The sequence below is a fragment of the Pseudoxanthomonas sacheonensis genome (assembly GCF_010093305.1).
Classification (GTDB): domain Bacteria; phylum Pseudomonadota; class Gammaproteobacteria; order Xanthomonadales; family Xanthomonadaceae; genus Pseudoxanthomonas_A; species Pseudoxanthomonas_A sacheonensis.
The window spans coordinates 99,716-123,293 of record NZ_PDWS01000013.1 but is presented as its reverse complement, the minus strand read 5'-3'; the positions used below and the strand labels follow the sequence as shown (position 1 = coordinate 123,293).

Below are 23,578 nucleotides of genomic sequence, written 5' to 3'. Positions count from 1 at the left end.
TGGCCACGTTGTCGGCGGTGCGTTGGGATCCGTTGATGCGTGCGCATTACCAACAACTCAGGGCACGTGGAAAGCTGGGCAAGGTGGCACTGGTCGCCTGCATGCGCAAGCTGCTGACGATCGTCAATGCACGGCGGCGTGACGAACTACGGGTTCAAGGAGATGCCATCGCCGCCTGAAAGATCACATCACAAGACAGTTGCTGAATTAAGCCGAGCCGCGAAGCGGCTTCGGCTTGAATGAATTGTTAGACCTGTGGCTCCCTGCTGGCATACGGTGTTTTTAGCCAAAAGTAGCAATGAGGACAAAAGTCGGCGTTGGTTGCGGGGCCGCGCTCAAATGCGCCAAGCGGAGGCCGATTGCAGTTGGGGCAAAGAAGACTATCGCGGTCGATGAGCATTGCAACTATAAGAGCTAGGCCGACGCAGAAGAATAGAATAGCGAACACTGCTAATTTGGTGGCGAGCATCAGTCCGAAGAGCCCGACAAAGATGAGGCCGAGAACAAGTAGTGCTCTGCCTATTCCGCGCCGCCGAGCCAAGACCTGAGCGGCCCAAGCATCAATGACTCTTTGATCGTAAGTTGCGCGAAAGCTGGTCACAGGTCTAACTACGATTAGACCCCAAAGTGGGGCGTAGCGCGGATTGTGGGCGGGGCCTGGGAGGTCCGTCAATCAGACTTTACCTATACGACATAAGGAATTAAGGCGATATCGCGAGCCGGTAGTGCATGCAACATTACGGGTGTTTACCGGCACGGAGGCCGTCTAATGCCTACTGCGGAAAATCTCGCGGTCATAAGCAATACAGAATCTGCGCCACCAAGACCTAGGCTGTTCGATGAAGTTCGGCGCAGATTGTGGGTGAAGCACTACAGTTTGCGGACGGAACAGGCCTACCTGTATTGGATTCGCCGGTATATCCAAATCAACAGTCGCCGGCACCCGCGCGAATTAGGCGGTACGGAGATCGAACGCTTTCTAAGCGATCTGGCCCAGCGGCACCGAGTCGCCCCCAGTACCCAGAACCAGGCGCTGGCCGCCCTGCTGTTCTTGTATCGGGAGGTGTTGGCCCTGGATCTGCCATGGATGGAGAACGTGGTCCGGGCCAAACGGCCACCGCGGTTGCCGGTGGTGCTGTCGCGCGCCGAAACCATGGCCTTGTTGCACGCGATGTCGGGGCGTGAAGCCCTGATGGCCGGTCTGCTCTATGGCAGCGGGTTGCGGTTGATGGAATGTCTGCGTCTACGGATGAAGGATGTGGATCTGGCCCGCCACGAGATCACCGTGCGCGAGGGCAAGGGCGGCAAAGATCGCAAGACGGTGCTGCCGGAACGGTTGCGGCCGGCGCTACAGGCGCAGATGGACAGCGCCCGGGCACAGCATGCCCGGGATCTGGAAGCCGGGTTCGGGGCGGTTTCCCTTCCTTATGCACTGGCCCGCAAGTACCGCAGCGCCGAGAAGGAACCGGGTTGGCAGTACGTGTTCCCCGCCGCTCGCCGGGCAACGGATCCTGCAGATGGACGCGAGAAACGCCACCACTTGGACGAAGGCGTGCTGCAGCGCGCGGTGCGTGCCGCTGCACGGACAGCCGGTATCCTCAAGCCCGTCAGTCCGCATACGTTGAGGCATTGTTTCGCCACTCATCTGCTCGAAGGCGGCGCCGATATCCGCACAGTGCAGGAACTGCTGGGCCACAAGGACGTGACCACCACGCAGATCTATACGCACGTTCTGAACCGCGGCACAGTGGGCGTACTGAGTCCTCTGGACCGCTAGCGTTACACACGGACGATCGGCTGATTGAACGGCCTACCAGACGTCTTTCATTCCAGCCCCAAGAACACCCGCATCCGCGCAAGCTCCGCTTCCAGCGCCTGATCGAATGCCGCCTCTTGCGGCGCATGGCCGTCAACGTAATGCAGCTGTGGTCGCAACACGCCTTCGGCCACCGACAGATTGCCCCAGCCGATCACGCGATCACGCCACAGCAACGGAAGCGCGTAGTAGCCCAGCTTGCGTTTGGGCGCGGGCGTGTAAGCCTCGAAGCGATAAGCCCAGCCCCATAACAGCTGGAAGCGGCGGCGATCCCATACCACCGGATCGAACGGGGTAAGCAGGCGCACTTGTTCGTCGGGCTTCCAGCGCCGGCTCTCCGCGCGCTCGTCCGCAGGCCACACCCAATCCACGCCTTCCACCCGCGCGCGTTGCAAGCGTTGCCGCGCACGGACCAGCGCCGGTTTGCGCGCGGCATCCCATTGCGGCACCCCGCGGCCCAGGTAGCTCACCAGCTGGCCCAGGCTGGCATCGGGCAACGGCGAGTATTTGCGCACGATCAGATCGATCAACGCATCCAGGCGCGCGCCGATACCGGCCTTGTCCACCGGCGCTACGTCTTCGCGCACCGCATAGACACGGGTGCCGCCGTCGCGCCGGGCCACCCGCAGCAGACCGCGGTAGTGCATGCCATCCAGCAGCTCGGTGCTGGCGTTGGAGGAACCACCGAACCAGTTGGTGGTCTTGCCATGGGCGAAGTGGGCATCGACTTCGCGCGGATGCACCGCGCCGCGTTCGGCGATGTACTCGCGCACCGCCCGCGCCTGCTTCCATCGCGCCGGCGTCCACGCGGTGCGCGCGGTGCGCGGATGCATCAGCGCGTGGTGGGCGCGCGGCAGGAAACCGTAGTTGACGAAGAAATCCTCCTCCAGCGCCAGCCGCGGATAACGGCGCTCCAGCTCGCCTGCGCGATAGCCGACGACACGGTGCCGCAAGGTGAGGTCCTGCGCCCGTGCCGGCGCGCGGATGGGATCGGCCTGCACGAAGCCGAGTTTTTCGATGGCCCGCATCAGCGTGGTCGGCTTGAACAGCGAACGGGCGACGGCGTAGCGGCGCAGGTGGTCCAGGGTCAATGGCATGGGGCAATGATGCCAGCCTGCCGACCTCGGCGCTTCCCGTTTTTTGCTTCGCCGCGCGGGACCACTACGATCTGCACATGCCATCGCCGGGAAGGCCGCGATAATGAATCCCACATCCGCCACCCCACGAGGATTGCCCATGAGGTTCCCACTGTCAGCTCTGATCCTGCTGGCCGCACTGCTGCCTGCGCGCGCGCAGGCGCAGGACACATGCCCCGACCGCTCCGCCTATGAGCCCGCACGCGAAATCATCCGCGACCTGGGAAAGATCGTGGCGCCCAGCGGCGTGCAGGAAACCTACGCCGCACGCATCGGCGGCATCGACCAATGGCTGAGCGTGCGCGGGCAGGACCGCGGCAATCCGATGGTGCTGTTCGTGCACGGCGGGCCGGCGGCCCCCATCATGCCCAGCCAGTGGCAGTTCCAGCGTCCGCTGGAGGAATACTTCACCATCGTCAACTACGACCAGCGTGGCGCCGGCAAGACTTACAACAGCGTGGCGCCGGACAGCATCGCCGACACCATCCATATCCAACGCTACGTCGACGACGCCATCGAGATGGCCGAGTATCTGCGCAAGCGCTACGGCAAGCGCAAGCTGATCCTGATGGGCCACAGCTGGGGCACGGTGGTAGCCATGCACGCGGCGCTGAAGCGGCCGGATCTGTTCCATGCCTACGTGGGCATCGGCCAAGTCGTCAATACGCGCGAGAACGAGCGCATCAGCTTCGAATACGGCCTGCAGCAGGCGCGTGCCCACGACAACGCCGAGGCCATCCGCGAGATGGAAGCCATCGCGCCCTATCCGGGCACTACCCCCATCACCCGTGAGCGCATCGTCATCGCGCGCAAATGGCCGCAGTTTTACGGCGGGCTCACCGCATTCCGCGAGGATTCGACCTACTACTACCGCGCGCCGCGCCTGTCGCCGGAATACAGCGACCGCGACCGCTGCGCGATCGATGCCGGCAACGTGTTTTCCCTGGGCCGGCTTCTGGACGAGTTCCTGCAGGTGGACTTCACCGGGGTCAAGGAGTTTCCGATTCCGGTGGTGATGTTCATGGGCCGGCACGACTACACGACCCCCTCGGCGCCCACCGAACGCTGGCTGCGGCAGGTGAAAGCGCCATACAAGCGGGGCGTCTGGTTCGAACATTCGGCGCACATGATGCCGTGGGAAGAACCTGGCAAGACCCTGGTCAGCCTGCTGGAGCAGGTGCGGCCGCTGGCGGTGGAAGGAGACGCCGGGCGCCAAGAAGCAAGGTGACGCCACCCCGACGGTTACGCGGCCTTCCATCGCGGGACAGGCCGCGTTGGCGTTGCGTTCGCCTGCTCCCTTTACTCCAGCGCCATCCTCAGATCGCGGCCGGCGCTGGCCGCATTGCCCATGTAATCGACGGCCGTGATGCGTAGCGTGTAGTCGCCGGCAGGCAATTCATCGGGCCGCCAGACGCCGGTGGCGAGCCGGCCGTCGCGCACGGTGTTGCTCACCACGTACTTGAAATGCGTCTGCGCGCTGCCATGCACGGTGATGCCGCTGCCCGGCGCGTAGGCCACCTTCACCGCTTCCGGATCGGCGGGCATGCGGTTGAATTCGATATTCATGCGCGGCGTTTCGTAACCCGGCCAAGGCGTGCCGTCTGCGCGCAGCAGCTGGTAGCCCAGCGCATGCAGGCCCAACCTGCGCCTGGGCAGGTTGTTGTCCACCTGGTCCCAGGCATCCACCACGATCTGCACGCCCATGCCGCGCGGCACCAGCACGCGGCCGTCGGCGCGCTTGGCCAGCGGTTGTTCGCTGGCGTCGAGCAGTTCGATGCCATCGATACGCGGGGCGTAGTGGTCGGCATAGCCGATGAAACCCAGCGCCACCGCATTGCGCTCGTAGCCGCTCGCGCCCACACTGAGATGCACATGCGCCATGCGGTTGATGGTGCCCAGCACCTCGCCCGCCTTGAAACGCGTGCCGCGCAGCACGCGCATGCGTTCGGGCGCGCCGGCTTCGTCGCGCAGCAGCTGGAAGCGCGAGGGATCGGACACCTCGTCTCGCGCATCGCGCCCCACCCGCATGTGGATGTAGTTGAGGCCGTCGATCGCCATGCCTTCGCCCAGTTCGTCCAATCCCCAGGCGCCGGACGGACTGCTGACCTTGCCGTCGGCGATCGCCAGCACCTGCGCGCCCACGTCGCCGCGGATGTCCAACCCGCCATGCAGATGGTCGCGGCTTTCGTTGTCGTAGTTGCCGCGCACCTCGCCCAGCGTGCCGACCACTTCGTGCCAGCCGTCCTGCGGATGCAACGGCCAGCGTCCGCCGGTGGCGGGCAGCGGATCGTTCGGGGCCGGACCTACCGCACCGAGTGTCGGCAAGGTCGTGGCGGTCGCCGCGTCGACCGGCACGATACGGTGAAGGCGCCGGCTGCCGGCGTCGGCGACCAGCAGCGCGCCCCTGGCATCCAGGGCCAGCCCCGCCGGGCGCGAGAGCCGCTGCGCCTGGGTAGCGCCGGTCAGCACATGCGGCCGGCCATCGCGGGAAAGCTGGATCACCCGTCCCCACGACATTTCGCCCACGTAGAGCAGACCGTCATGGGTCAGCGCCAGGCTCATCGGCCGGTGCAGCGCGCGCACTGCTGCATCCTGTCCGGCGTAGTAAGGCGTAGTGACCGTACCATCGGGCGCGACGCGGCGGATGGCGTTGTTGCGGGTGTCGGCGACCCAGACGATGCCCTGCGCGTCCACCGCCAATGCAGTGGGCGTATCGAAACGGGCTGCAGCGCCCACGCCATCCAGGTTGCCCGGCCGCTCGCCGCCGGCCAGCGTGCTGACCTGTCCTTGCGCATCGATCTTGCGGATACGGTCGTTGTAGGTGTCGGCGACATAGACATTGCCGTGCGCATCCACCGCCACGCCGATGGGGCCGTTGAACTGCGCCTGTGCGCCTGCGCCATCGCGGAGTCCCGCCACGCCGGTGCCGGCCACGGTGCTGACCATGCCCAGCGGCGTGATCCTGCGGATGGCGTGGTTGCCGGTATCGGCGACATACAGGTTGCCCGCGCCGTCCAGCGCCAGACCGGAAGGCGTATTCAACCGCGCCGCGGTGCCCTCGCCATCGGCGAATCCTTCGCTGAAGCCCGCCAGAGTAGTGACCGTACCGTCGGTACCGATCCTGCGGATGCGGTTGTTGTCGCCGGCATCGGCCAGGTACAACGTGCCGTCTGCCGCTACCGCCACGCCATAGGGATCGTCGAAACGCGCTTGCGCGACCGGCCCGTTGCGCATTCCGCGCACGCCATCGCCCGCCGCGAGCCGTAGTTGCGCGGTCCAGCCGAACGGCGTCGCAGGCGCTACGGAGGAATCGGGAGTTTCCGGTGCGAAAAAGAACGTGGCGGCCAATGCAGCGGCGATCAAAAACGCCACGGCCCACAGCCAGGGTTTACGGCTCATGCGGTCCTGCAGGTAAGGAGCGAGGACGCACCATAGTCAATCGCAGGAACAGTGGGAAGGGAATGCCGGGCTTCGGACGATGACCAAGGGCACTGTGCCGGCCAGGACGGCTTGCCGATACTCGTCCTATCGTGTCGACTCCCTCACCCGCCTTCGCTTACGGACGTTTCCTGGGAGACTATCGCGCGCAGCGCGAAGTCGGTGCGCTGGCGCTCGCCGAATTGCGGCCCACCGTGCCCGAGCACGATGTGCACGAGCACACGCACGAAGACGCCCATTTCCTGTTGTTGCTGCAGGGCAACTATCTCAGCAGCGCGCAGGGCATGCCGCTTGTCTGCAGCAAGCGCGCGCTGGTGCTGAATCCGCCGGGCACCACGCATCGCGATCGTTTCCGGGGCCTCGATGGTCTTTTCTTCACCGTGTCGGTTCCCGCGGCCGTATGGCGGCAGGCGCAGCTTCGGCGTCCTTTGCCGGCATCGGCGGTGAAACTGCCCGGCTCCACCCTGGTGCGCGCGGCCTGCCTGTGGCGGGAGCTGCGGGCCTGGGATACGGCCTCGACGCTGTCGGTGGAAAGCGGATTCGAGGAGTTGCTGGATGCCGCCGCGGAAGTAGCGCAGGCCGCATCGCGCAGCGGCCCGGCATGGCTGCGGCGCGTCCGCGACATGCTCGCCGACGAATGGCGGCGCACTCCCGGACTGGCGGAGCTGGCGCACCAGGCCGATGTGCATCCGGTCTACCTGGCCCGTGCGTTCCGAAGACACTACGGATGCTCGCCGGGGACTTATCTGCGCCGATGCCGCATGGACCGCGCGATCGACCTGCTGGGCGACACCGGACTCTCGGTCGCCGAGGTCGCCGCGAGTTGCGGTTTCGTCGACCAGGCGCATTTCACCCACGTCTTCCGGCGCGCCCATCGAGTGACGCCTTCGCAGTACCGCGCCCTGGGTTGAATCGCGCCGTGGTTCCGTACGTACAAGCCGCCCGGCCTGCGGCTTGATACGGTATCTGCTTCATCGATGGAGTCCCCCATGCGTCTTTCCGCAACCGTACTGCTGATCTCTCTTTCGCTACCTTCCATTGCGAGCGCCGAAGACGCGCGTTTCGACGGCCTGGCGCATGCGGTGGAGGCCGGCGACTACCAGCAGATCACCAGTGTGCTGATCGCTCAGAACGGAAAACTGGTGTACGAACGCTATTTCGACAAGGACGGCGCCGAAGCCCGGCGCAATACGCGTTCGGCGACCAAGACCGTCACCGGCATGCTGGCGGGGCTGGCGATAGCCGACGGCAAGCTGCCCGGGGCGCAGGCGCCGGTGCTGCCCTATCTGCATCCTCAGCATGCGATCCAGAACAGCGATCCACGCAAGGCGCAGATCACGGTCGAAGACCTGCTGACCATGTCTTCACGGCTGGAATGCGACGACGAAAACCAGTTTTCGCGCGGCAACGAGGAGCGCATGTACCTGATCGAAGACTGGGTGCAGTTCTATCTGGATCTGCCCATCCAGGGTTTCCCCGCGTGGATGCCGACACCGGAGAAATCTCCGTACGGCCGCAGCTTCCGTTATTGCACCGCAGGTGTGACGACGCTGGGCGCCGTCATCCAGTCGGCGGTCGGCGAACGCCTGGACGCTTACGCGCAGCGCCGCTTGTTCGCGCCCCTGGGCATCGTGGCGCCGGAATGGCAGCTGTCGCCGTTGGGCCTGCCCCAGGGCGGTGGCGGCCTGGGCCTGCGCAGCCGCGATCTGCTGGCGCTGGGCCAACTGTACCTGGATGGCGGCAAGGCCAATGGCAAGCAGCTGATACCCGCCGCCTGGGTGCAGGCCTCCATCGCGCCGCATGCGCGGCCCAACGACGACATGGACTACGGTTATCTGTGGTGGCTGATGCGTTTCCCGGGCAAGGACGGCAAGGTGTGGAAGTCGTATTCCATGAACGGCACGGGCGGCAACAGCGTGCAGGTGTTTCCCGACGAGCGACTGGTGGTGGTCGTCACCACCACCAACTACAACGTGCGCCAACCTCACCTGCTGACTGCCAAGCTGCTGATGGAACAAGTGTTGCCGAAGCTGTGAGCGGAAGCAGTCCATTCCATCGGCTTGCAATACACTATCGGAGAAGCATGCCGTTGACGGCAGTCGTGCCCGAGGAGCGCAGCGTGGACAGCAATAATCGCAAGCTGGACGAATTGCGCGCGCGCATCCCCAGTTTCACCTGCATCGTGGGTTGCCACGATTGTTGCGGACCGGTGACCGCCTCGTCCGAGGAAATGGCCAGGCTTCCGGTCAAGACCGAGGCCGAACACGCAGCCGCGTTGGCCGAACTGAGTTGCCCGCATCTGGGCGAGCATGGCTGCGAGGTCTACAGCGAGCGCCCCCTCATCTGCCGGTTGTTCGGCACCACGCCCAGCCTGCTCTGCCCCAACGGCAGGCGGCCGGTGTACATGATCGACAGACGCACCGAACAAGAGATCCACCAATTCCTGGCACGCACCCGGCAAGTGCTGGTCTGATCCGCTTGTCGCCGCGACCCTTGCCGTAGCTCTGCAACGCACGCACTACGGAATCCGCGGGTTTGAACATTGACGATATCGATCCCGCTTTCTTTCGAGTTCTGAAAGGCCGCGACGCGCAGCGAACCGGTTGTTTGAGCACGGATGCGGCCGATTCTGTGATTGGAATGACATTAGCGAATTCCATCGACAACGCATTTCCTTCCTTGCAGACCCGTTTTCTCCAAGCTTTCACGACATGCGCCGGGATGGCTTATCGCTTTCATGATGCGGCAGCGGCGATCGCGATCGCAGCGATCCTGTTTTTTGCTTGCTCAAGGTCTCATCTTGCGCGAGCATGAAGCCATGCACGCGCTGACCTTTTCCCGCTTCGGCGGTCCCGAAGTCCTGGAATGGACGACCCTGCCCGATCCGCAACCCGCACCTGGTGTAGTCGTGGTGCGCACTCGTGCGATCGGCCTCAATTTCGCCGACGTCTATCGCCGTCAAGGCCGTTACCATCTGGCCGGATCGCCACCATGGATCGCCGGGTACGAGGCCGCCGGAGAAATCGTCGCGATCCATCCGCAGGATGCTGGCGGCGCGTTCGCCATCGGTCGGCGTGTCGCCTTCGCCGACAGCGCCTTCGCCAACGCAGAGCTGGTGGCGGTACCGCTGGACCGGCTGATCGCGTTGCCTGACGACATCGATTTCGAAACGGCGGCCGCATTGCTGCTGCAAGGCCTCACCGCGCAGTTCCTGCTCGAGGACAGCCACGCCGTGCGGGCTGGCGAGACCTTGCTGGTGCATGCGGCTGGCGGCGGCGTCGGCCAGTTGCTGGTGCAGTTGGCGACCGCGAAAGGGGCGAACGTGATCGCGCTCGCCTCGTCCGAGGACAAACGCCGATCTGCGCTCGCCGCTGGCGCCCGCCATGCTTTGGATTCGGGCCTGGGCTGGGCCGGGCGCGTACGCGCAGTGGCGCCGGATGGGGTCGACGTGGTCTACGACTCCATCGGGCGCACGCTCGGCGACAGTCTGGCCCTGGCGCGTACCGGTGGCACGGCGGTGTTCTACGGCATGGCGGCTGGCGATCCGGATCCCGTCGATCCACGCGTGCTGATGGACCGTTCGCTGACCCTGGTGGGCGGCGATCTGTGGAACGTTCTGACTACCGCACAAGAGCGCCAGCAGCGCGCCGACAGGCTCTTCGAAGCGGTGCACGCGGGGCAGTTGCGCGTGAGCGTCGCCGCGCATATCCCGCTGCGCGAGGGCGCCCAAGCGCACGCGCTGCTCGAAGGCCGGGGCAGCGCCGGCAAGGTACTGTTGATTCCGTAGCGGGAATGCAGACCCAACCAGTCGATTGAGCGGATGCCGGCGGAGTCGGGAAAGACGCTCCGCTCGCGTTTTCCGCTATGCCAATCGGGTCCGCAATTATTGGTCGAACAGGCGCAATACCGCCCGATCGAAATCATGGATAGTGGAACGAGGACGCTTTGCCATGGCGGACTCCTATTCCTGGCCGGGCTGCGGTGTATGCAACAGCCCGCGTAAGGCGGGTTTACGGTTTCGCCGCCGCCGTCGGCTTCAGCAAATCCAGCACTGCCACGGTCATCGCTTCGGTACCCAGGCGCACGGACGGTTCGGGATCGATCTTGAACAACGGCGAGTGGTGCCCGGAGACCGGCGGTCCGCCGGCCTTGGCGGCGTCGAAGGCTGGTTGCGGAGTGCCGCCGACGTTGAAATAGAAACCCGGCACGCCGAGTTCGGGCTGCACGAAATACGCGAAGTCTTCGGCTCCCATGCCGGTACGCGGCGGCGATTTCAAAACCGCGGTGCCGAAGGCCTGGGCGAAGACCGTGCGCAGGCGCGCGGTGAGCGCGGCATCGTTTAGCGTGACGGGCGTCGATTCGACCGACAGCTTCACTTCCGGCAGCTTATCTTCCGGCAAGCCATTCATGCGGCCTACGTTCTGCGCGATCCGTTTGATGCCGTCCAGCAGCACTTTGCGCACCGCTTCATCGTCGGTGCGCACCGTCAGCTGCAGGTCCGCGCGGTCGGAGATGATGTTGTGCTTGGACCCGGCATGGAACGCGCCGACCGTCACCACGCCCGGCGACAGCGGCGAGATCTCGCGGCTCACCAGGGTCTGCAAGGCCAGCACGATTTCCGCGCCCATCACGATCGGATCCTTGCCCTGGTGCGGGTACGCGCCGTGTGCGCCGACGCCGTGGATGGTGATGTCGATGCTGTCCGAGGACGAGCCGACGATGCCCGGATCGGCGACGATCGTGCCAGTCGGCGACTCGGCATCGACATGGAATGCCAACGCGTAGTCGGGTTTGGGGAAGGTGTGTCGCCCGGATTGGTTTCTACCGGGCCTGCAATGGCTTATAGAACTCGGCTATCTTCGGAATGAAGTTCTGTGGATTCGCGCCAACGAGGTTGGTCAACACAATGATGGCCAGTCGATCATCGGGATAAACCACGAATGCGGCGCGGGCGCCCCCCATACCCGCCACTTGCAGGTGCGGCGAAGTCTCCAAAACCGACCATCCAGCGGCCCAACTTCCGTCGGCGCCGCTGTTCAGTTTTTCTGGCGTCCACATATTCCGGACATTGGCCGCATTGATCAGCCGACCACTCGACAACGCGATCATCCAATGCGCGACTTCATCGGCCGTGGTCAGGATTCCACCGCCCGCCCAAAGACCAGGAGGTATGTCGTAGAACCAATGGGACAAACGCTCGTCGTCGCCCTGCGCATCGGTTTTGCGTGGGAAGTAGCTGTACATCGTAGCCGCGTTGGCAATCAGGTCATAGCTGTCGCCGAACGTTGACGAGCGCATGCCGGCGGCTGCGAATTGACGTTCTGCTACGTATTTCTCATAAGGCATTTTGGTTTGTTTGACTATGATCTGTAACAGCAACACATAGTTGGTTTGGTTGTATGCGAACCTATCGCCAGTGGGCGCATCCATGGGCAGCAGCTTTACTGCCTTCCACGCATCTTGTTCGGAGCCTCCTCCGATCAGGCCTTTCTGGTCGAGGATATCCGGAAGCCCTGAGGTGTGCGCCAGCAGTTGACGGACACGGATACTTTGCCAAGCTTCAGGCAACCCATCCAGATAATCGGAGACAGGGGCATCCAGATCGACGAGCCCGGCTTCGGCCAACTGCATCATGGCGACGCCCGTAAACGACTTTGTTGCGGAATTGATGGGAAACAGAGTTGTTCTTGTGGCAGGCACGTGGTTCTCCACGTTGGCCAAGCCATAGCTTTGAGATAACACAACCTGATCGTCCTTGATGACTGCGATCTGCAGACCCGGTATGCGTTGCTCTTTCATCGTCTGCTGTATCGATTGCATAGCCCGCTCGTTCGCTTCGTCCAAGGGGGTCGCAGCGGCTCCAAAGCAGGGAAGCGTCAGTAAAGCGGCGAGGGTCACGGCGGCACGGTACTTTCCAAACAGCATGAATCTTCCTCGGGCGAATCCGCCAATGATGTGATGGCAACGACTGCTTATCTTGACGAGCAGGGCTGATGCTGGGATGCGTCGCAAGGCCGCATGGTTTAAACCGGCCGCTGGGGAACCGGGGTGCGGCCCTGCAAGGTCAGCCTGGGATCCAGGTGCTGGTCCCCCAGCCCGCGGTGCACGTCCAGGCACCGCGGGCGCCGCTCGCTCGCTCACCCGCCCGTGCTGTGTAAGACGGCGTGGCGGAAAGCCCATGTGTAGGTGTTGCCGAGCATGACCGGCAGCATGTTGCGATAGGCACGGATGCGCTCTTCGTTGCTGGGTGCAGCGGGCGTGTCGTAGCGCGCGGGATGCTGCAGCGAAAGGAAGGCCAGCGGTCCCAGCGCCGCCTGTTGGATTGCGATGCCGTTGTTGTCGTTCATGGTGCGCATGCCTCCTGGGAAAACAGACATGCCCGCGGGCTTGCCTGCGGCCGAGTTCCCCCGACGGCCCACGCCGACGACGCACTGAAGAAGCCGCAGGCGGCCGGGGCGCTTATTCCCCCTTTTCCGCCGGATGCGTGAGGCGAACTCCCCCTGTTGGACCGCCTGCCAGCCGCATCCGGCGCCTTCATAACAAAGAACGTATGCGTCTGCCGGAGGCGGCCACGTCACCCGTAGCGACGGGGGTGGTTTGTGCTGGAGAAATCTCTGGGCACGACGGAAACCGGTTCACCGCATCGGACGCTTCGCCTTCGGCGCAATGGACAACCATCAGACGAAGCCGATCCAGCGGCCCGCGAGCAGCGTCGAAATCCACAACAACGCCGACATTCCCGCCAACACGCGTACGCGCACGGGCAATGCACCCATCGCCTCCGGCAGCCCGAGCGAGCGCCATTGCCGGTGCTGGACCGCTACGTTGAGCAACGCCAGCGAAAGCAAAAGCAGTTTCCAGCGGAAGGCCGCGTTCTCCAGGTAGTCGCCGGGATTCACCGAGAAAAGCCATGCGCCGGTGAGCAGGGCCAGCACCAGACCCGCGGCAGCGGTGCGTATCGCTACTGGCGCGAGCACGGACAACGCTGGCTGCGCGCGCCCCAGCACCAGGCGCAAGTCCAGCGGCAACATCGCGCCCAACAGCAGCCCCAGGCCGAGAATATGGGCGGCATTGACCAACAAGTAGGCGGTACCCGATTGCTGAAGCCAGCGCGCACCCGGCCAGTTGCCAATCCAGTCCACCGCCGCCAGGCCCACAACCGCGGCCGTGTTCACGGCATGCCGGCCAACCGTTCGGGATAGAGGTCGTAGTTGCGGCCGTCGATGGTGATGCGCACCGCTTTCATGTGCCGCTTGCCCGGCTCTTTGCTGCGGTTGCCCAGCACCGTGACCCGGTCACCAGCGCGGGCGCTCTTGCCGGTGAAGCCGGACCGTTCGGTCTGCGAAGGATTGGCCAGGTCGATCTGCCAGCGGCTGCCGTCGTCAGCCTCGACCTGCAGTTGCGGATGCGGCGGCGCCATCGATACCGACAGGATTTTTCCCTCCAAAGTGGTCTGCTTCTCCTCCGCCCAGGACCAGCCGTGATGCGCCAGCGCCGACACGGCAACCGTGGCCAGCAGCAAACCCGTCGCCATGCCGCGCAGCCGCCGATTTACTTTCGTTGCCTCGGTCTTCATCGTCATGTTGGTCTCCTCGTTCGCGTCGGCCGCCGTGGACGCGTGCGATACCCACGAACCGGCGGCGCTACACCTTAGCGCAAGGCGAAGGAGCGGGAAGTGAAACGACTCGGCAGGCTCAGGGACCCGAATCGACGGGCGGATCCTTGCTCCGGGTCCGGGATACCGCGGTGACGATGCCGATACCCAGCAACACGATCGCACCCACTCCGATCCACTGCGGGGCCAGACCGGCCAGATGCGCGCCATAGGCCAAACCACCCACCAACACCACGATGCCTAAGAGATAGATCGCCAACGATGACATGTGCGCGCCTCCTGTCTGTGGAGGCGCGATTGTAGGCGGCGTCCGTGTTGGCCGGCGTGAGGACGGGCCAGGATTTCGGCTGTCCGTAGCAGCCTGGCCAATCGAAGCGCGCTGTTCCTTCAACCGCGCCGCGCCGCCTCGATCCTGGCGATGTCGATCTTTCGCATCTCCATCATGGCGTCGAAGGCGCGCTTGGCCGCTGCGCGGTCCGGGTCGGTGACGGCCTCCGTCAGTGCGCGGGGCGTGATCTGCCACGACAGGCCCCATTTGTCCTTGCACCAGCCGCAGGCGCTTTCCTGGCCGTCGTTGCCGACGATGGCGTTCCACAGGCTATCGGTTTCGGCCTGGTCCTCGGTGGCCACCTGGAACGAGAACGCCTCGCTGTGCTTGAACGCGTCGCCTCCGTTCAAGCCGAGGCACGGAATGCCGAGCACGGTGAATTCGACCGTCAGCACGTCGCCCTGCTTGCCCGAGGGGTAGTCGCCCGGCGCTTGATGGACGGCGGTCACTGCGCTGTCCGGGAACGTCTTGGCATAGAACTCCGCGGCATCGAGCGCGGTGCCGTCGAACCAAAGGCAGATCGTATTCTTGTGGGTCATCTTCTTTCTCTCGGAATGGGAGGAGTCAAAGCTGGGAAAGGCGGATCATTTCGAACCCGCTGGAAAGCCGGGGTGAAACCAAACGCATCGAGGGGGAGGAATCAACCGGCAAACGGTTGCAGGTGATCGAGCGCGATCATTGCGGCAGCGATGGGCTGCCTCATGCCGGGGTTCCGTGCGGATCGACGTGCCCGCCTTCCTACACATGACGAACGGAGAGCAGGAGAATCGACAACCGGGTCATGAACAGGGCCCATGGATAGGATCAGGTTCATTTCCCAACGCTGCGTTGAAAACGGGGCTGGCCACGCACCGACGCTAAACGAATCCCAAGCCCCTTTTCCTCACGGCCCGGGAAGAAAGCGAATCCGCCCCCCGACGCGTTACGATGCCGTACCCCACCGCCGCACGTCATAGACTCCGCATGAAGGCCCCTACCCCCGACGCGCTTGCGGCGGCATGAGCAAGGCGTCGAGCCGCGCCGATGCCGGGACCGAACCCCGGATCGAACGCCTGCAGCACTGGATCGCCGCGTTCTCGAGCGCGCTGCTGCATCTGTTGTTGCTGCTTCTGGCGTTGTTGACTCCCCCGATTACCGTGACGACGCCGCAAGGCGCCGATGCCGGCAGCAGAATGGCCGTGGATTTCATCGGCGACACGCCACCGCAACCCACGGACGCGCCGCCCGCCGCCAAGCCGGCGCCGCGCAAACCCGTAGCGAAGCCACGCGCGGCCTCGCGCGTGCAGTCCACGCTGGTCGCGCGTGCCGACGACCCGGTGCCGTACGTCGTCCCGGACGAACCCGCGCAGGACTCCGCACCGGCGCCCGCCGCGGCGATGCCCACGGCGCCCGCAACGCCACGGCGGCGCCCGCACATCTGGGGGCAGCCGCCGGGCATGCTCGCTGAAGAGACCGCACCGGAAAATGCGGGGCTGGCCAGAAGCCCTGCCATCGACCGCGGCCGCGGCAACGATGCCTCCGCCGCCGTCGCCAGCCTGGAAGTAGGCGGCTACCAGGTCTATTACGACCTGCGCAGCGAAACCCGGCTGCGCGCCTGGCGCGACAGGGGAATGACGGAGGTGTTCCTGCTACTGCCGGGCACGCGGCGGTACATGGTGTGCCCGCTGGAAACCGCGTTGAGGCGCGAATCCGGCCCGTGCCGCCTGCTGGAACCGGACTCGCCGGAACTGGCGGCCATCGGCGATGCACGCGAAGTCATCGACATGCAGCGCGTCTACCGGCAGGGCGAAGTGGTCTGGAGCGGCCCGGGTCCGTATCGATGATCCGGGTTGGCGCTGTCGGCTTCTAAAGCAGATGCGGCCAGTTGCCGGGCGGAATGGGCCGTGACATTGAAATGTGGGAACGGGGTTGGAAACCGGATCAGGTTCGTTCCCTAAGATCGCCGGGGCGCCCGCGCGCCATTGGCGAATGAATCCGACTCTTCTCCAACAGGCGCAGGACGGCATGCGACACTCGCAGGGCAGCGTCGCATGCCGCCGCCTTTCTTGCCGGTGGCCGAAGCGAAGGAGACCAAGATGGAAAACCAATCGGCCGGAATCAGCCGGCGCCGGATGTTGCAGGCAATGGGTCTGGCCGCAGGTGCGGCGTGGAGCCCGATGGGTGCGTGGGCCGATCCTTCGGACAGCGCCGGCGCCGGCGGCAACCAGGAAACGAAGTTGCGCGTGGCGCTCATGGGACTGGGCAGCTACGCCGCCCGGGTGGCCGAAGCCATGCAGTCCTGCAAGCGCGCCCGGGTCGCCGGGCTCATCAGTGGAACGCCTTCCAAACTGCAGGAATGGGGAACGAAGTTCGGTGTGCCGGAAAAGAACCGGTACGACTATGGGAATTTCGACCGCATCAAGGACGATCCGGACATCGATGCGGTCTACATCATCACGCCCAACGCGCTCCATCGCGATCAGGCGATCCGCGTCGCCAAGGCGGGAAAGCATGTCATCTGCGAAAAGCCGATGGCAGTCAACGCCAAGGAAGGCCAGGACATGATCGATGCCTGCGCCGACGCCGGCGTGAAGCTGCTGGTGGGTTACCGGATGCATTTCGAGCCCAACACGCTGGAAGTGATCCGCATGCGCAAGGCAGGAGATTTCGGAAACATCCTGTTCTTCCAGGGCCTGTGCGGCTTCCGCATCGGCGATCCAAACCAATGGCGGCTGGACAAGGCGCTGGCAGGCGGCGGGTCATTGATGGATATCGGCATCTACGCCATCAATGGCGCGCGCTACATGGTGGGCGAAGACCCGGTATGGGTGACCGCGCAGCAAACCAAGACCGACCCGATCAAATTCAAGGAAGGAGTGGACGAAACCGTCCAATTCCAGCTGGGCTTCCCCAGCGGAGCCGTGGCCTCCTGCCTGTCCACCTACCAGATGAACCATCTGGACCGCTTTTTCATGACCGGCGAACAGGGATTCGCCGAGCTGCAGCCTGCCACGGGCTATGGTCCCATCCAGGGCCGTACCCACAAAGGCGAACTCGCGCAGCCGCACGCCATGCACCAGACCCTGCAGATGGACGAGATGGCCGGCATCCTGCTTGACGGGAACACACCCGTGGTCCCTGTCGACGGCGAAGAAGGCCTGAAAGACCTGAAGATCATCGATGCCATCTATGCCGCCTGCGACACCGGCCGCAGGCAGGAGCTGCGCCCAGGCTAAAGGGAAGTAATCAAAGCAGAGAAGCTCTTGTAGGATGGGTTGAGCGAAGCGATACCCATCGCTACCATCCCACCACACACGCAAGAGGTCACGGATGACCAACTATCGACGCACATATGTTCCCGGCGCCACATGGTTCTTCACCATCAATCTAGCCGAGCGCCGCTCACGGTTATTAGTGGATCGTGTTGACGAATTGCGACAAGCCCTGCGTTACGTTCGGACGCGTCACCCCTTTCAAATCGACGCCATGGTGGTATTGCCAGACCATCTGCACGCGATCTGGACCTTACCTCCGGGCGACAGCGACTACCCGCTTCGCTGGCGATTATTCAAGACGTGGCTCTCCCGCCACGTACCTCAGGGCGAACCCCGAAGAGCCAGTCTGGTCGACAAAAGCGAACGCGGGATATGGCAACGCCGTTATTGGGAACACCTGATCCGGAATGAAGCCGATCTGCACAGCCACATTGATTACATCCACTTCAATCCCGTGAAGCATGTCCATGTCTTGAGGACGGTGGATTGGCCGCATTCCACCTTCCACCGTTATGTGGCGAAAGGCATCCTGTCTGCGGATTGGGGTATTGCACTGGGTCGCGACGTCGGCTTCGGAGAGCGCACGTGATGGGTATCGCTGCGCTCAACCCATCCTACTGGGCTGAAGGGAAGTGATGTAGCCCGGTAGGCTGGGTTGGTTTCATCAACCCAGCATCTCGCGGTTGCAAGCTGAAAGCGCTGGGTTGATGGAACTAACCCAGCCTACGGCCTTTCCTCTCGCAGAATTTCGCCCCCCCACGTGGTCTGCTCGATCCAATCATGTGCTTGCCTCCTGTGGAGATTGCAGCCTTATTCTGGCGCGGATTCGTGCGGGCAGCGCGAGCGGAATATGAGGCGGAAGTGAAGCACGGCTTCTGCCGCGACGTAGTCCGGGTACGGCCCGCGATTACAAATACCCCAGATGCATCAACGTGAAGGCAGTCATGTCGGCGCAGGCATGAAAACTGATCACGTACCACAGGTTGTCCGACCAGCGCTGCCGCACTGCCGCCGCGAACACCGCGAATACCAGCGCATTGGCCACGCCGAAGGCACCGAGTTGCACGTGATAGGCGGCGAACAACAGCACGACGAGCGTCGTCGCCACCACCGGCCGCCCATGCCACGCCGGCAGGTGCCGCAACAGCATGGCCTGCAAAAACCCGCGGAATACGAGCTCTTCATAGAACCCTCCGATCACCCAGGCCAGCGCGAGGGCAATCAGGTAACCGGACAGGTGCGCGCGCACGAAATCGAAACTGGAAAGATCGGGCAGCTCGCCCAACGAACGAGCCAGCATCGGGCCGATCGCCGCGTAGTTGGCCATCGCATAGGCCACGCCGAGCGTGCCGCCCACCAATAGCGGCACGATTCCCAATGCCCGCCACCGAAACCCGATGTCGGCAAACCCGAGCCGCTGATATCGCAGCATCCCGGCACACAGGCCAAGCCCGAGCAAAGGGTAGAGGAACATCGGCACGCCGAAGTGCGGCGCGAGCAATACGCACAGGCTGCCGGATGCAACCAGTAACGTTTGTGCGATCGCCGGCCGGGAAGGGGTCAACGGGGCATCTTCCATGCGGTCAGTGGGCCACCCGCCATTTCTTGCGCAGAAAGTGACGGCGTTCTCCCTACTCTGCCAACGCCTTGACCAGGTCGAACAGGTAATCGCGGCCGACGTAGACAGAACGCACCTCAAGACGTTCGTTGAGGCCATGGACACCGTTGCCGTCGGGGTCGCCCCACATGCCTGGCGCACCGTAGGTCGGGATTCCCACCGCCGACAGGTAGAGCCCGTCGGTCGCACCGGTCGAGAGCGATGGGATCACCGGCACGCCGGGGAAGTACTTCGCGCTCAGCGCCTCCATCGGGCCGATGATGGCCGGATCGAGAGGGGGTGACTTGGCCAGTGGCTTGTCCTTGCGCGCCAGCTCGATCGAGATGTCGGGATTGCCGATGATGCCGACCAACCGGTCCTTGATCTCTGCCGGCGTATGGCCGGGAAAGATGCGGCAGTTGACGTTGGCTTCCACCCGCTGCGGCAGTGCGTTGACCGCATGGCCGCCATCGATCATGGTCGCCACGCAGGTCGTGCGCAGCATCGAGTGGAACCCTTTGTCGGTGTTGACCACCGCCGCCGCGTCGGCGTCGCCCGGATCCTTCGCCAGGGCCGCCATCGCCGTTCCCATGGCGTCCTTGCGCGCGGCACCGGCACGCTCGAAGAAGACGCGGGTGGTGGCATTGAACTCGGCGGGGAACTCGTGTTCGCGGATCTTCTGCAGCGCGTCGGACATGGCGTAGATCGCGTTGTCGCGCACCGGCTGGGAGCTGTGTCCTCCCCGGTTGGTGGCGACAAACTTGTAGTCCTGGTAGATCTTCTCGCCGACCTGGATCGACTGCGCCACGATACGGCCCTTGCCGTCGGTGTCGCCGCCGCCGCCTTCGTTGAGCGCGAAGGCCGCATCGATCAGGTCGCGCTTGTTGTTGGCGAGGTACTGCGCGCCGTTGAATGCGGTGTCGGTCTCCTCGCCGCAGGTCAGGGCCATCTTGACGGTACGCGCCGGCTTGTAGCCGTCCTGCCTGAAACGGATCAGGGCGTCGGCCCAGGTCGCCGCCATCATCTTGTCGTCGGCGATGCCGCGGGCGTAGTAGTAGCCGTTCTCCTCGATCAGCTTGAACGGGTCGCGCTCCCAGTCGGCGCGGTTGGCCGCCACCACGTCGATATGGGCCAGCAGCAGGATCGGCTTGAGCGTGACCGACGTGCCGGGATAGATCGCCACGATCCCACCCTCCTTCGGATGTTCGGGCACGGAGAACAGGGTGATCTGGTCGTCGGCGAAGCCGGCCGCCTTCAATCGCGCCGCGATCTGCTCCGCGGCCTGGGTGCAGCTGCCGTTGGTGACCGTGGTGTCGGTCTCGACCAGTTCCTTGTAGAGCTCGAAGAATTGCTTCTGGTCCGGACGCAGTTCCCCCATCGTGCCGGTCGGTACCTGTGCCGCCACCGGACACGCCACGAGCGCAGCGGCAGCGAACGCGATCAATGCCTTCATCGACTTCTCCTTCGATAGTGTCCGAACACGCGGGTCGGCGTCGATCTCGCCGACGCCAGCGAGCGGGGATTTCCGATACTACCGCAACACCACAGCGTCGTAGGTATCGATCTCGAGTGCTCGTGTATGGAAGCGCTCAACCTATCCTGCGCGACCCGCTATCCGGCATCGTCACGGACACGCTCCACGCGCGTGCGATACGCACTTACGTTGTTGCCGGAGATGCTCGTCTCCTGCGTCCCGTTGTTCTCGCCGACCTTCTCGTCCGAGCCGGTCACCGGCTGCGCCTCGACGGCCGTTTCGTGTTCGAAGGCGTGCGACTTGTCGGTGTTGCGGTAATAACGGTACAGGGCCCAATACAGCGCCGTGGCGCCGGCGGGGCCGATTGCGAGCAGCCAGAGTCCATTGTCGTCGCTCATGATGCGGCCACCATGATCCAGAGTGCGATGCCTTCAAGGAACGTGCCCACCGTCAGCGCGGCCGTGAGCAGTTTCCACTGCTGCACCGGCACGCTGCCCATGGTTTCGCCGGTACGGCCGTTCACCGCGATGTAATGCAGCATGCCGCCATTGCGGCCCGGCTGGTGGTACGAATACAGCCACACCGGCAGGTACATCGAAACCCAGCGCGTGCCGTGGACGTCGAGGCGCTCCTGCTCCCAGCGCACGCCGCGATCGTAGCGGCGCACCGACGCTTCGACCTGAGCGCGACCGACCGATAGCAACTGGTCCTCAAGGCGCGGGCGCAGGTGTTCCACGTCGCTGTTGCGCTTCTCCGAAGTGAAGCCGGACAGGTAGGACGCATTCCACTTCACCGCGTTCTTGGTGTCGAAGGGCAGGATGGTGTTGATGATGTTGTTGGTGTTCGTCTTGGTATCCAGGTTGCCGCGTTCGGTCGAGGATTCCAGCGGCAGATCGTCCACGGTGAAGTCCACGTGCCGCTCGATCTGGTACACGTCGGCGTCGTAGTAGGTCTTTTTCTTGTCGCCGCTGCCGCGCGTGTACTCGCGCGTCTGGATCTCGCCCTTGCCGGCAACGCCCACGCTCACGTTGCCGTCGACGATCATGTAGGGCAGATAGACGCCGACCACGTTCTCGGGCGTGAACTGTTCCTTGAACGCCTTCAGCGCGAACAAGCGCCGCTTGTCCACGAACTGGCGGATGCGCGCCACCGCGTCTTCCTTCCTGATATGGAAGGGCAGCACCGCGTCGGGCACCGCACCGTTGGCCACCTGTTCGTTGACGCCCAGCACGTGCCGGCACCAGTGGCAGCGCGCCGTCATCGCGTTGTCGGTATTGACCGTCACCTCGGCGCCGCAACCGGTGCACTTGAAGCTCATCAGGCTGGCGGCGTCGGCTGCGATGTCGCGCGCACCGGAGGCGATCACCGTGCCCTTGAGCTGCGCGATCCCTTCGCCGAAACCGAATTCCTCCTCGACCCGCGCGCCATCCCATTCGTTGCGGCAGTACAGGCAGACCAGCAGGTCGCTGCCGGGCTTGTGCCGGATATCGGTCGCGCCGCATTTCGGGCAGCGGTTGAGGCCGTCCTTCAGCTCGGCCGCGGAAGTGTCGATGGCGACCGGATCGGGCGCCAGCAATTCCTCGCGGATCGGTTCGGGCAGCGTGGCCGGGTCCACCGGCAGGCTGCCGGGCAACGGTGGGACGTCCTGCGGTGAACCAGGACCGGTGACGGGCGCCGCCGGAATCGGCGGCGGCAGGTTCGAGTTGGACATGTTCGCTGCTTGCCCGTTGCTTACAGGCCCAGCGCCTTGGCTTTGAGCGCGTCGTAGTCACCCTGCGTGATCAGGCCGAGATCGAGCATCTCCTTGGCCTTCTTCAATTTGGCGACCGGATCTTCGGCGGCCGGTGCGGCCGGCGCAACCGGCTGCTGCAGGTTGCCGATGCCGCCCAGCATGCCCGATGCCATGCCCACGCCGACCAGGCCCGCGGCGCCGCCGTTTTCGCCTGCCGACTGGATGCCCTGGGCAACGCTGGCCTGCAGGTTGGAGTTGCCGCGCGAACCGGCCAGCGCGTCGGCGCGCTGCACGGTCTTGAGCAACTCACGCGTGTTGGCGTCGTATTCGATCGACACGATCGCGGTCTTGACGATGGCCAGGCCGCGTTCGGATTTCCACTGGTAGCCGCTCTCCACCGCATCGGACAGGCTCTTGGCGAAACCGAGCGAATCCTGCTGCAGCTTGGTGATGCGATTGCCCTTGGCCGGGTCGTTGGAGTACAGGCTGAAGGCCGGCGCGAGCGAACCGACGACTTCGTTGAACAGTTGGCCGGCGGCGGCATTGTCCAGATCGGTGAAGTCGAAAACCTGGCCGGGCTGCAGATAGCTGGCCGGCACGAAGTTCTTCACGAACAGGATGGGGTCGACGATCTTCAGCGTGTAGGAGCCGCGCGTGACCGCGCCGACCTGGGTGTTGAGGAAGCCGTCGTCCCAGTAGATTTCCGATTGGGTGCCGAAGCGGTTGTCCGGCAGTTCCTTCAGCGAGACGAAGAAAGCGGCCTGCTGCGAACCGGGCTGGCCGCCGAACTTGAAGCGCTCCCAGCTCTGCTTGATCAGCGGGCCGACGATCCCATCGCCCGCGAAGATCGATTGCGAGTTGACGTCGTCCGAGCGCCATTCGTAGCCGCCCGGCTCGGCGGCGAAGCCGGTGATCTTGCCGTCCTGGAACAGCAGCAGCCCATAGCCCTCGGGCACGACGATCTTCGACCCGTTGGTGATGATGTTCGAGGAACCCTGCGTGTTGGAGCCACGTCCGGCGTTGGTGCCGCGCGGCACCGCGGCGAACAGCGCCGCCGTCGACGGCAAGCCGTCCGGAACCGTATAGAAGTCCTTCCACTGGTCGCCGAGCATGCCACCGACCGCACCCGACACTGCTTGAACAAGACCCATGACATCTCTCCGTGATTCGTGGCTGGGCAACGTGCCC

The 23,578-nt window shown here is 64.3% G+C and carries 24 protein-coding genes; 10 read left to right on the top strand and 14 right to left on the bottom strand.

Translation table 11 applies throughout. The annotated features are described in order from the left end of the window. Positions 1-769: 769 nt before the first annotated feature. Positions 770-1,777: an integron integrase gene (locus CSC73_RS12320; RefSeq protein WP_163840721.1), complete on the top strand. Its 1,008-nt coding sequence runs from the start codon at positions 770-772 to the stop codon at positions 1,775-1,777. Between the two features lie 47 nt (positions 1,778-1,824). Here the strand turns inward: CSC73_RS12320 and CSC73_RS12315 are convergent, their stop codons facing one another. Then, positions 1,825-2,913, bottom strand: coding sequence for a DNA glycosylase AlkZ-like family protein (locus tag CSC73_RS12315; RefSeq protein ID WP_163840720.1), 1,089 nt, complete (start codon positions 2,911-2,913; stop codon positions 1,825-1,827). A gap of 139 nt (positions 2,914-3,052) precedes the next feature. Between CSC73_RS12315 and CSC73_RS12310 the strand changes: the two genes are divergently transcribed. After that, entirely contained in the window at positions 3,053-4,180 is a 1,128-nt protein-coding gene (locus CSC73_RS12310; protein WP_163840719.1) for an alpha/beta fold hydrolase, read from the top strand. Between the two features lie 71 nt (positions 4,181-4,251). Here CSC73_RS12310 and CSC73_RS12305 read toward each other — a convergent pair whose 3' ends face one another. Continuing rightward, positions 4,252-6,351 carry an NHL repeat-containing protein gene (locus CSC73_RS12305; RefSeq protein WP_163840718.1) on the bottom strand — a complete coding sequence of 700 codons (2,100 nt, stop codon included), beginning with the start codon at positions 6,349-6,351 and terminating at the stop codon, positions 4,252-4,254. Between the two features lie 131 nt (positions 6,352-6,482). Between CSC73_RS12305 and CSC73_RS12300 the strand changes: the two genes are divergently transcribed. The 5 genes from CSC73_RS12300 (at position 6,483) to CSC73_RS12280 (ending at position 10,177) form a co-directional block, all read left to right on the top strand. Then, entirely contained in the window at positions 6,483-7,301 is an 819-nt protein-coding gene (locus tag CSC73_RS12300; RefSeq protein WP_163840717.1) for a helix-turn-helix transcriptional regulator, read from the top strand. A 78-nt stretch (positions 7,302-7,379) separates the two neighbouring features. After that, the gene (locus CSC73_RS12295; protein WP_211840883.1) at positions 7,380-8,426 is read left to right on the top strand and encodes a serine hydrolase domain-containing protein; all 1,047 of its coding nucleotides are present in this window, start codon (positions 7,380-7,382) and stop codon (positions 8,424-8,426) included. Positions 8,427-8,509: 83 nt separating this feature from the next. Continuing rightward, the gene (locus CSC73_RS12290) at positions 8,510-8,863 is read left to right on the top strand and encodes a YkgJ family cysteine cluster protein (protein ID WP_211840882.1); all 354 of its coding nucleotides are present in this window, start codon (positions 8,510-8,512) and stop codon (positions 8,861-8,863) included. Positions 8,864-8,925: 62 nt separating this feature from the next. After that, positions 8,926-9,204 carry a hypothetical protein gene (locus CSC73_RS12285; protein WP_163840715.1) on the top strand — a complete coding sequence of 93 codons (279 nt, stop codon included), beginning with the start codon at positions 8,926-8,928 and terminating at the stop codon, positions 9,202-9,204. 4 nt (positions 9,205-9,208) lie between these two features. After that, positions 9,209-10,177, top strand: coding sequence for a quinone oxidoreductase family protein (locus CSC73_RS12280; protein ID WP_163840714.1), 969 nt, complete (start codon positions 9,209-9,211; stop codon positions 10,175-10,177). 223 nt (positions 10,178-10,400) lie between these two features. Here CSC73_RS12280 and CSC73_RS12275 read toward each other — a convergent pair whose 3' ends face one another. The 7 genes from CSC73_RS12275 to CSC73_RS12245 all read right to left on the bottom strand — a co-directional run bounded on the left by CSC73_RS12275 (position 10,401) and on the right by CSC73_RS12245 (position 14,872). Continuing rightward, positions 10,401-11,168, bottom strand: coding sequence for a M20 metallopeptidase family protein (locus CSC73_RS12275; protein ID WP_211840881.1), 768 nt, complete (start codon positions 11,166-11,168; stop codon positions 10,401-10,403). A 43-nt stretch (positions 11,169-11,211) separates the two neighbouring features. Beyond that, a complete protein-coding gene (locus tag CSC73_RS12270; protein ID WP_211840880.1) occupies positions 11,212-12,315 on the bottom strand; it encodes a serine hydrolase domain-containing protein in 1,104 nt (367 codons plus the stop codon). Positions 12,316-12,527: 212 nt separating this feature from the next. Then, positions 12,528-12,737, bottom strand: coding sequence for a hypothetical protein (locus CSC73_RS12265; RefSeq protein WP_163840713.1), 210 nt, complete (start codon positions 12,735-12,737; stop codon positions 12,528-12,530). A gap of 330 nt (positions 12,738-13,067) precedes the next feature. Further along, positions 13,068-13,565: a hypothetical protein gene (locus CSC73_RS12260; RefSeq protein ID WP_211840879.1), complete on the bottom strand. Its 498-nt coding sequence runs from the start codon at positions 13,563-13,565 to the stop codon at positions 13,068-13,070. After that, a complete protein-coding gene (locus tag CSC73_RS12255) occupies positions 13,562-13,972 on the bottom strand; it encodes a DUF6152 family protein (protein ID WP_211840878.1) in 411 nt (136 codons plus the stop codon). Before CSC73_RS12255 ends, CSC73_RS12260 begins: the two co-directional genes overlap by 4 nt. 112 nt (positions 13,973-14,084) lie before the next feature. After that, on the bottom strand, positions 14,085-14,273 hold the full coding sequence (locus CSC73_RS12250) for a hypothetical protein (protein WP_163840712.1): 189 nt from the start codon (positions 14,271-14,273) through the stop codon (positions 14,085-14,087). 119 nt (positions 14,274-14,392) lie between these two features. Further along, a complete protein-coding gene (locus CSC73_RS12245; protein ID WP_163840711.1) occupies positions 14,393-14,872 on the bottom strand; it encodes a VOC family protein in 480 nt (159 codons plus the stop codon). Positions 14,873-15,331: 459 nt separating this feature from the next. Between CSC73_RS12245 and CSC73_RS12240 the strand changes: the two genes are divergently transcribed. The 3 genes from CSC73_RS12240 (at position 15,332) to CSC73_RS12230 (ending at position 18,176) form a co-directional block, all read left to right on the top strand. After that, a complete protein-coding gene (locus CSC73_RS12240; protein ID WP_163840710.1) occupies positions 15,332-16,156 on the top strand; it encodes a type II toxin-antitoxin system RelE/ParE family toxin in 825 nt (274 codons plus the stop codon). Between the two features lie 207 nt (positions 16,157-16,363). Next, entirely contained in the window at positions 16,364-17,548 is a 1,185-nt protein-coding gene (locus tag CSC73_RS12235; protein WP_211840877.1) for a Gfo/Idh/MocA family protein, read from the top strand. A gap of 94 nt (positions 17,549-17,642) precedes the next feature. Further along, positions 17,643-18,176, top strand: a complete 534-nt coding sequence (locus CSC73_RS12230) for an REP-associated tyrosine transposase (protein ID WP_163840709.1) — start codon at positions 17,643-17,645, stop codon at positions 18,174-18,176. A 318-nt stretch (positions 18,177-18,494) separates the two neighbouring features. Here the strand turns inward: CSC73_RS12230 and CSC73_RS12225 are convergent, their stop codons facing one another. From CSC73_RS12225 to CSC73_RS12205, 5 genes are all read right to left on the bottom strand, one after another. Next, the gene (locus tag CSC73_RS12225) at positions 18,495-19,151 is read right to left on the bottom strand and encodes a CPBP family intramembrane glutamic endopeptidase (RefSeq protein ID WP_163840708.1); all 657 of its coding nucleotides are present in this window, start codon (positions 19,149-19,151) and stop codon (positions 18,495-18,497) included. Between the two features lie 67 nt (positions 19,152-19,218). Continuing rightward, on the bottom strand, positions 19,219-20,637 hold the full coding sequence (locus CSC73_RS12220) for a M20/M25/M40 family metallo-hydrolase (protein ID WP_163840707.1): 1,419 nt from the start codon (positions 20,635-20,637) through the stop codon (positions 19,219-19,221). A 158-nt stretch (positions 20,638-20,795) separates the two neighbouring features. Beyond that, complete coding sequence (locus CSC73_RS12215) at positions 20,796-21,056, bottom strand: hypothetical protein (protein ID WP_163840706.1); 261 nt, start codon at positions 21,054-21,056, stop codon at positions 20,796-20,798. Then, a complete protein-coding gene (locus CSC73_RS12210) occupies positions 21,053-22,369 on the bottom strand; it encodes a TFIIB-type zinc ribbon-containing protein (RefSeq protein ID WP_163840705.1) in 1,317 nt (438 codons plus the stop codon). Before CSC73_RS12210 ends, CSC73_RS12215 begins: the two co-directional genes overlap by 4 nt. Before the next feature lie 20 nt (positions 22,370-22,389). After that, on the bottom strand, positions 22,390-23,541 hold the full coding sequence (locus CSC73_RS12205) for an SPFH domain-containing protein (protein WP_163840704.1): 1,152 nt from the start codon (positions 23,539-23,541) through the stop codon (positions 22,390-22,392). Positions 23,542-23,578: the final 37 nt, after the last annotated feature.